At 58.1% G+C, this 8,000-nt stretch carries 4 protein-coding genes; all 4 read left to right on the top strand.

What is annotated here, in order from left to right; translation table 11 throughout:
- Positions 1-1,700: SusC/RagA family TonB-linked outer membrane protein (locus QZL63_RS00680; protein ID WP_290585277.1), on the top strand; the 1,700-nt coding region annotated here is incomplete at its 5' end.
- A 22-nt stretch (positions 1,701-1,722) separates the two neighbouring features.
- On the top strand, positions 1,723-3,357 hold the full coding sequence (locus QZL63_RS00675) for a RagB/SusD family nutrient uptake outer membrane protein (protein ID WP_022307428.1): 1,635 nt from the start codon (positions 1,723-1,725) through the stop codon (positions 3,355-3,357).
- Positions 3,358-3,399: 42 nt separating this feature from the next.
- On the top strand, positions 3,400-5,880 hold the full coding sequence (locus QZL63_RS00670; RefSeq protein ID WP_022307427.1) for a hypothetical protein: 2,481 nt from the start codon (positions 3,400-3,402) through the stop codon (positions 5,878-5,880).
- 92 nt (positions 5,881-5,972) lie between these two features.
- Positions 5,973-7,991, top strand: coding sequence for a S8 family peptidase (locus QZL63_RS00665; protein ID WP_290585263.1), 2,019 nt, complete (start codon positions 5,973-5,975; stop codon positions 7,989-7,991).
- Positions 7,992-8,000: the final 9 nt, after the last annotated feature.

Raw genomic sequence — 8,000 nt, 5'->3', positions numbered from 1 at the left:
CGGCCTTCTTCGACATCTCGTTCCTGAAGGACTTCAAGTTCACGTTCAATGCGGGTGTCACGCTCGATGAAACCCGCTCGACGGTGATCAAGAACCCCTACTTCGGACAGTTCGCCAGCGAGGAAGGTCTGCTCTCGAAAGGCCACTCGCGCCAGCTGGAGTTCAACACGCAGCAGATTCTGAACTACACGAAGCAGATTGGCCAGCACAACGTCAATGTGATGGTCGGTCACGAATACTACAATGCCAACACCTATGCGCTCTCGGCCAGCAAGAGCCACATGCTCACCGAGGACAACGATGAGCTGGCAGGTGCCATCATCGACAAGCAGAGCGCATCGTCCTATCGCACGGAGTACAACAACGAGGGTTACTTCGCCCGCGTGATGTACGACTACGCAAGCAAATACTTCTTCTCGGCATCGTTCCGCCGCGACGCCTCGTCGCGCTTCCATCCCGACCACCGCTGGGGTAACTTCTGGTCGCTCGGCGGCGCATGGATCATCACGCGCGAGGACTTCATGGCCAACACCCAGAGCTGGCTCGACAACCTGAAGCTGAAGGCCTCGATCGGTTCGCAGGGTAACGACAACATCGGTAACTTCCGCTACACGGACACCTACACGATCGAGAACGCCAACGGCGAGGTTTCGACGGTATTCAACGCCAAGGGTGCCGAGGACATCACCTGGGAGACCAACACCAACTTCAACGCCGGTATCGAGTTCAGCCTGCTGCAGGGCATGATCTCCGGTGGTGTCGAGTACTTCCTCCGCAAAACCACCGACATGCTGCTCTCGTTCCCCGTACCGCCCTCGATGGGTTACTCGTCGTACTACGCCAACGTGGGTGACATGCACAACAGCGGTATTGAAATCGAACTCAACTACACCCCGATCCGCCGCGAAAAGCTGCAGTGGGACATCAACCTCAACATGACCCACCTGCGCAACCGCATCACGATGCTCCCGGCCGAGCGCCGCAACAAGGTGGTCGAGGGATACGAGGGTTACGTCAGCGGCACGACCTTCTACGGCGAGGGCCTGCCGATGTACACCTTCTACATGAAAAAATATGCAGGTGTTTCGGACGAGGGTAAGTCGATGTGGTACATGGACGAGACCGACTCGGAGGGCAACCTCACGGGGCGCCGTGTGACGACCACCGAGTTCGCCAAGGCTACCGACTACCTCTGCGGCGATCCTATTCCGGATCTCTACGGCGGTTTCGGCACCTCGCTGAACTTCTACGGCTTCGACCTGAGCGTGGCATTCACCTACCAGATCGGCGGTCTGGCCTATGACTCGGGATATGCGGCTGCCATGTACTCGCCCGCCAACAAATCGACGGGTATGAACTGGCACAAGGACATCCTGAACGCCTGGACCCCCGAGAACTCGACGTCGAACATTCCGCGTCTGCAGTACGAGGACCAAAACCAGAACGCCCAGTCGGATCGTTTCCTGATGGACGCCAGCTACCTCAACCTGCAGAACATCAACTTCGGATATACGCTGCCCTCGAAGATCACCCAGAAGTTCGGTGTCGATCGGGTGCGTATCTACCTCGCCTGCGAGAACGTCTACTATTGGTCCAAGCGTCAAGGATTCGATCCCCGCTACTCCTATTCGGGAGCTACGTCTCAGGCAACCTATTCGCCGGTTCGTACGATTTCGGGCGGCATCAACATTCAGTTCTAACGCTTAAACCGGAAATTACGCAATGAAAAACATATTGAAAATATCGGCTGCGGCAGTTGCAATGACCTTACTGCTCAACAGCTGCATCAAAGAAGCCACACCCACGGATGTAGCTACGGAGGATCAGGTGACCCTCGAGACGCAGGTCCGCGGTATCCCGGCCGCCCTCGTACAGGCCGGTTCGACGGGCTATGCACAGCAGGGCGCTGCCTGGGACTTCTCGCTCCCGGCTATCCACATCGCTACGGAATCGATGACCGGTGACCTGGTCGTAACGGGCAACATCGGCTACGACTGGTTCGGACAGTGGGGCACGAACGACGCACTCGGTGCAGATTACGCCGTAGGAGCCCTCACCTGGGACAACTACTATACGTGGATCATGATGGCCAACAACGTGATCAACCTGATCGACGCATCGGATCTCTCAGCTCTCGATGCCACGGAGCGTTCCTACCTGGGCTTTGCCTACGCCTACCGGGCCATGTTCTACTTCGATCTGGTACGCCTGTACGAGTTCAAGGAGAATACGGTAACCAAGGCAGACAACCTGCTGGGACTCGGCGTGCCCATCGTCCTGCCCTCGACAACCGAAGCAGAGGCCAAGAACAACCCCCGCGCCAAGGTGGACGACATCTACGACACGATCATCTTCCCCGACCTTGACACGGCCGAGGAGTTGCTCTCGACCTTCACGCCTTCGGACAAGTACACCATCAGCCTGCCGCTCATCTACGGTATGAAGGCCCGTGCCTACCTGGAGCGCGGTACGGCAAAGAACGATGCTGAAGCCTACAAGAAGGCTGCCGAATATGCCCGCAAGGCCATCACCGCAAGCGCCTGCACGCCGCTGACGCAGGAGCAGTGGGAGGACCCGACCAACGGTTTCAACAACGCCAACTCGAACAACGCCTGGATCTGGGCTCTGGCCCTCCCGAGCGAGAGCGTTTCGAACCTCTTCTGCTACACGGTGCACATGAGCTGCGAGAACGACTGGGCTCCCTATCACGCAGGCCGCGGCATCAACCGCAACCTCTACAACAGCATCGACACGCGCGACTTCCGCCGCCACTCGTGGCTGGATCCGGACCGCAGCTCGTATGCCTACAAGAGCTGCCGCGAGGACAGCGAGACCTATTTCGCTCAGGGCCTTGCCGACTACGCCAACATCAAGTTCCGCCCGGCTCAGGGTAACTACAAGGACTACAAGGTGGGCGGAGCCGCTGACCACTGCTGCATGCGCGTCGAGGAGATGTACTTCATCGAGGCCGAGGCTACGGCACAGGGCGGAGACCTGCCGGGAGGCATCAAACTGCTCAACGAGTTCATGACCAACTACCGCATGATGAACGGCGCCGTATACGACTGCACGGCCAAGTCCTCGACGCTCGAGAGCTTCGTCAATGAGCTCATGCTTCAGAAGCGCATCGAGTTCTGGGGCGAGGGTATCGTCATGTACGACATGAAGCGTCTGAACATGTCGAGCAAGCGCGGTTATGTAGGTACCAACGCACCGGCTTCGTATCGTCTGAACGTCGATGGACGCGCTCCCTACTGGAACATCGTCATCACGCGCGGCGAAACGCAGAACAACCCGATCATCGCCACCCAGAACAATCCCGATCCGTCGGGCCTCATCGAGCCGTGGAAGGGATAATGGACCGGAACATCGATTAAATAACATCTAAAACAGATTACTGTGAAGACATTCAAATATATCATTTGGGCATTGCTGGCGACCTTTGCACTCGCCGGATGCTCGGACGACCCGACCTACACGCCCGGATCCGAAGAGGACCCGGACAACTACGGCGTCTATTTCCCGACCCAGACCTCCCCGACGGAGGTCGAGGTCGATCCCTCGGAAAAGGCGGAAGTCACCTACAAGGTGCGCCGTACGAAGCTCACCGAGGCCATCACGGTCCCCGTCGTCATCACGACGAGCGAGGAGGGCATTTTTGAAATCGATCCGATCGTGTTCGGTCCCGGAGAATCGGAAACCGAGTTCAAGGTGACGTTCGACAAGGCTGCCGAGGGTACGACCTACACGTGCGACATCCGCATCGAGGATCCGCACTACATCTCGCTCTACGGTCCGAAGGACACCGGACTCTCGTTCTCGGTGATCCGCGCCGGATGGGAACTGGTGAAAAGCGAAGACGGCACGGCCACCAAGGGCAAATGGCGCGATGAGGTCATCAGCAACCTCTACTCGCTCAACACCTCCGGCTTCAACCCCTATCCGGAAATCGAAATGGAGATCTACCAGCGTACGGACATTCCGGGCTACTACCGCATGAAGGTATACGGCAAGGATCTGATTACGGCACTGGCCGGCGGCGCATCGGTAGCCTTCGAAGGTCGCGACGTCTATACGATCGTCGATGCACGCGATCCCCAGAAGGTCTACATTCCCTACCAGTCTACCGGTCTGACGCTCAACTCGTCCGACGGCGAAATCCGCATCGCATCGAACGTGGCCGAGAACTTCTCGATGGATGAGTCCACCGGCCAGTATGGCACGCTGGTAGACGGCGTCATCACCTTCCCCGTACAGAGCGTCATGCTCGAGTTCTCGAGCGCATCCGGCGCATTCTACTACGGCAACCGTGCGGGCATGCTCCGCATCCTGCTGCCGGGTGTCGTGGTTCCCGACTACACGGTAACGCTTTCGAAGAGCGAACCGGCCGACGGCATAGTTGAAGTCAGCGCCACGATGGCAGCCGACGTCCGTACGATGAAGTATGCGATCTTCGAGGGAGCCATGGACGATGGCCAGGCCAACCTGAAGGCTCAGGACATGGATGCCAACAAGGAGAATCCGGATACGTTCGACGGGGAGATCACCGAATCGAGCACCATCCGCATCGAGAATCTGAAGACGGGCAAATACACGCTTGTAGGATGTGTCTATGACGAGGAGGGTACGATGCGCACCTATGCCTTCGTCTCGTTCGGCTTCATCGCCAAGGGAGACGAGAAGCCGGTGATCCTCACCATGGGGCTCGAGGCTACGAACGAGTTTGCCGGCCAGGGCATCACGCCGGACAATTCGGCCAAGTTCTACGCCTACGGCGAAGAGATCGAATCGGTGACCTATGGACTGTTCCGCTCCGACAAGATCAAGGACGTGGACAAGAACGAACTGCTCAATTCGCTGGGCAAGGCCTTCACCAGCGAACAGATCGAGTCGCTCAACAACGGAGGTCTGAGCTTCATGCTCACGGGTCTGAACGGCAACAGTGAGTACACCCTGCTGCTGCGCGCCAACAACGGATACATCACCAAAATTCTGGAAGAGACCTACCGCACGACGGGTACGTTCAACCCGGGTCTGGAAACCTTCACATATGCCGACTTCCTGTCCGAAGACGAGCAGCCGACCTTCGAGGAGCTGATCTCCACGAAGTGGAACTACTACGCCATCGATGCCTCGCAGCAGCAGAACCTCGTCCGCCACAAGATCGGACAGGTGACGATGCGCGAGCATGAAGAAGCCTCGGCAGGACTGGGCATGAAGGCCGTAGGCATCACGGGCCTCTCGGGTATTAAGTTCGAGTCGGGCGGTGAGCTTGTCGGCATTTACATGCCCAACCAGAACTACTACAAAGGCTATGTTGGAGCTCTGGAACTGATGACAGACCAAACACTGACCACAGGTATCTACAACAACAAAGAGACGGTTCTGGGATTTGCTCCCGATGACCTTGCCGGTGTTTATTTCGGACAGTGCATGTTTATGGGCGCCGTTGCAGACGGATACCTCTACTGCGTTCCGTCACCGATCTTCCAACAGCAGCAGGGAATCAATTTCACCTTCTTCTTCACGGGTACGACGAGCACCATTGTTTCGCTGATGTATGACATGATGCTTGTGGACGAGAGTAAGGATATGGGAGGCATCCCGGGAGCTGCCGTACAGCGCGTGGCCGAGATCCGGCGGTCGCTGCTCGAAGGCTTCAAGCCGGGCAACTTCGTTGAACTGCCGCAGTTCAGCGGAACTCCGGGCCACCTCGAGACGATTCTGCCGGCCCTGCCCGTAAACCTCGCTTCGGATCCGATGCCGGCTTCGGCACCGTCGCTGAAGAAGGCCGAGGTGAAGACCTCCGTAGTCCGGGGTATCGCCCAGACTGCAGCTGCGGACAACGGTCTGGTCAAGACGGCGGTTCGCGCCAAGTAACGGACGCAAGCAAAAAAACGGAGGGAGAGACCGGCGTTTCGGCATAAAGCCGATCTCTCCCCTTCCTCCGAAAAAGATATGCCGACCATACAATGAAAACAAATATGCAGAACACCAAGAAATTTCTGATTCTCGCAACCTTGATGCTTGCAGCCTGCACCTCCGACCCGTTCCAGGAGTCGCCCGATGCAGTGGACCAGGCCGCAACGATTGCCGAGGCCAAAATATGCAACAGCTCCGAAAACGCATTCAAAGGCAAGCTGATTGCAAAATTCAACGACGAGGCGATCCCCGCACTCGAGCAGGCCGCAAGCCGCTATGCGGCAACCCGCTCGGCAATGACCCGCTCGGGTATCGAATCGCTGGACGAGATTCTCGCAGCCATCCACGTTACCTCGATCGAACGCGTTTTCCCCGTAGGCAAGAAGGAGGCGCGCACCCGTGAGGCAGGGCTCCACAAGTGGTATATCCTCGAGTTCGACAAGGAGCAGGATCTCGACGAAGCCGCACGCATGCTGGCCGGAGTAGCCGAGATTTCGAAGATCCAGTTCAGTCTGGAGCGCAAGAAAACATATGACGGCAAGGTCTATCCGTTCCAGGATGCCCCCCACGGTCAGACCCGTGGTATGGTGACGTCGGACTTCAACGACCCGAACCTCTTCTGGCAGTGGCACTACATCAACAATGCCGACCAGGCCATCGCAACCGAAGCCGTTGCAGGAGCCGATATCAATGTGGCCGATGCATGGAAACTCACGGGCGGCAACAATCAGGTCATCGTGGCTATCGTGGACGAGGGTGTGAAGTACACGCACCCCGACCTGGCGGCCAACATGTGGACCAACCCCGAGCCCAGCGAGGAGTACGGTTATCAGGACATCCACGGCTACAACTTTGCCGATGATGGCCCGATTACGTGGGACAAGCTGGAGAAACTGCCCAACGGTCAGATAGACGGCGACTCGAGCCATGGTACACACGTGGCCGGAACCGTCGCCGCCGTGAACAACAACGGTATCGGCGTAGCCGGCGTGGCCGGCGGTACGGGCAACGGCGACGGCGTACGCCTGATGTCGTGCCAGGTATTCTCGGGTGTGTCCAACCCGTCGGACGAGATTATCAGCCGGGCCATCAAGTATGCAGCCGACCACGGAGCATCGATTCTCCAGTGCTCGTACGGTACTTCGGCCAACTTCACCTCCGACCGTCAATACGAAGAGAACTCGCCGCTGGAGATCGAGGCACTTCGCTACTTCATGGCACAGAACAACTGTGCAGCCATGGACGGCGGTCTGGCCATCTACTCGGCCGGAAACGAGTCGAAGAATATCTCGAACTTCCCGGGCGGCTACAGCAAGTGCATCTCGGTAACGTCGATCGGCCCCGACTGCCTGCCGGCCTACTACACCTGCTACGGTCAGGGTTGCAACATTGCAGCTCCCGGCGGTGAGATCGTCGGCTTCTCGGGCGGCGAACGCGCCGGCGTACTTTCCACGACCTGCTCGGAACTGACCGGTTCGGACTATGGCTACATGCAGGGAACGTCGATGGCCTGCCCCCACATGTCGGGTGTTGCGGCGCTGGGTCTCTCCTACGCCTTGAGCAAGGGAAAGCACTACACGCGTGACGAGTTCATTTCGATGCTCCTGACGGCTGTAAACGAGATCGACTCGCGTTTCGAGGGTACCAAGTCCACGGGAGCCAAGATCACCCTGGAGGACTACCGCGGCAAGATGGGTACGGGTCTCACGGACGCCTACCAGCTGCTCATGCAGATCGAGGGTACGCCGTGCCTGAAGGTTTCGACCAACAAACTCGAGCTCATCACCCTGACCAAGCACTTTGGCGGCTCGGCCCAGGACCTGACCTATCTGGATGTCGAAATGTCGAAAGAGGACATGGACAAGCTCGGGATCACCTCGGCTCCGAAGATGTACAACGGCCAGCTGATGATCAAGTGCACGAAGCCGGGAGTCGCCCGCATCAAGGTGAGCGCCGTCGGTGGCGGCACGCGCCCGGGTTCGGAGACGATCATGGGAGGTATCGAGATTTCCAAGGAGTTCGCCATCATCGCCCGCGAAACGGGCGCCGAGAATGGCGGTTGGTTATAACAAACTATA

The sequence above is a fragment of the Alistipes sp. CAG:268 genome (assembly GCA_000434235.1).
Lineage (GTDB): Bacteria > Bacteroidota > Bacteroidia > Bacteroidales > Rikenellaceae > Alistipes > Alistipes avistercoris.
This window is presented reverse-complemented; position numbering and strand designations above follow the sequence as displayed.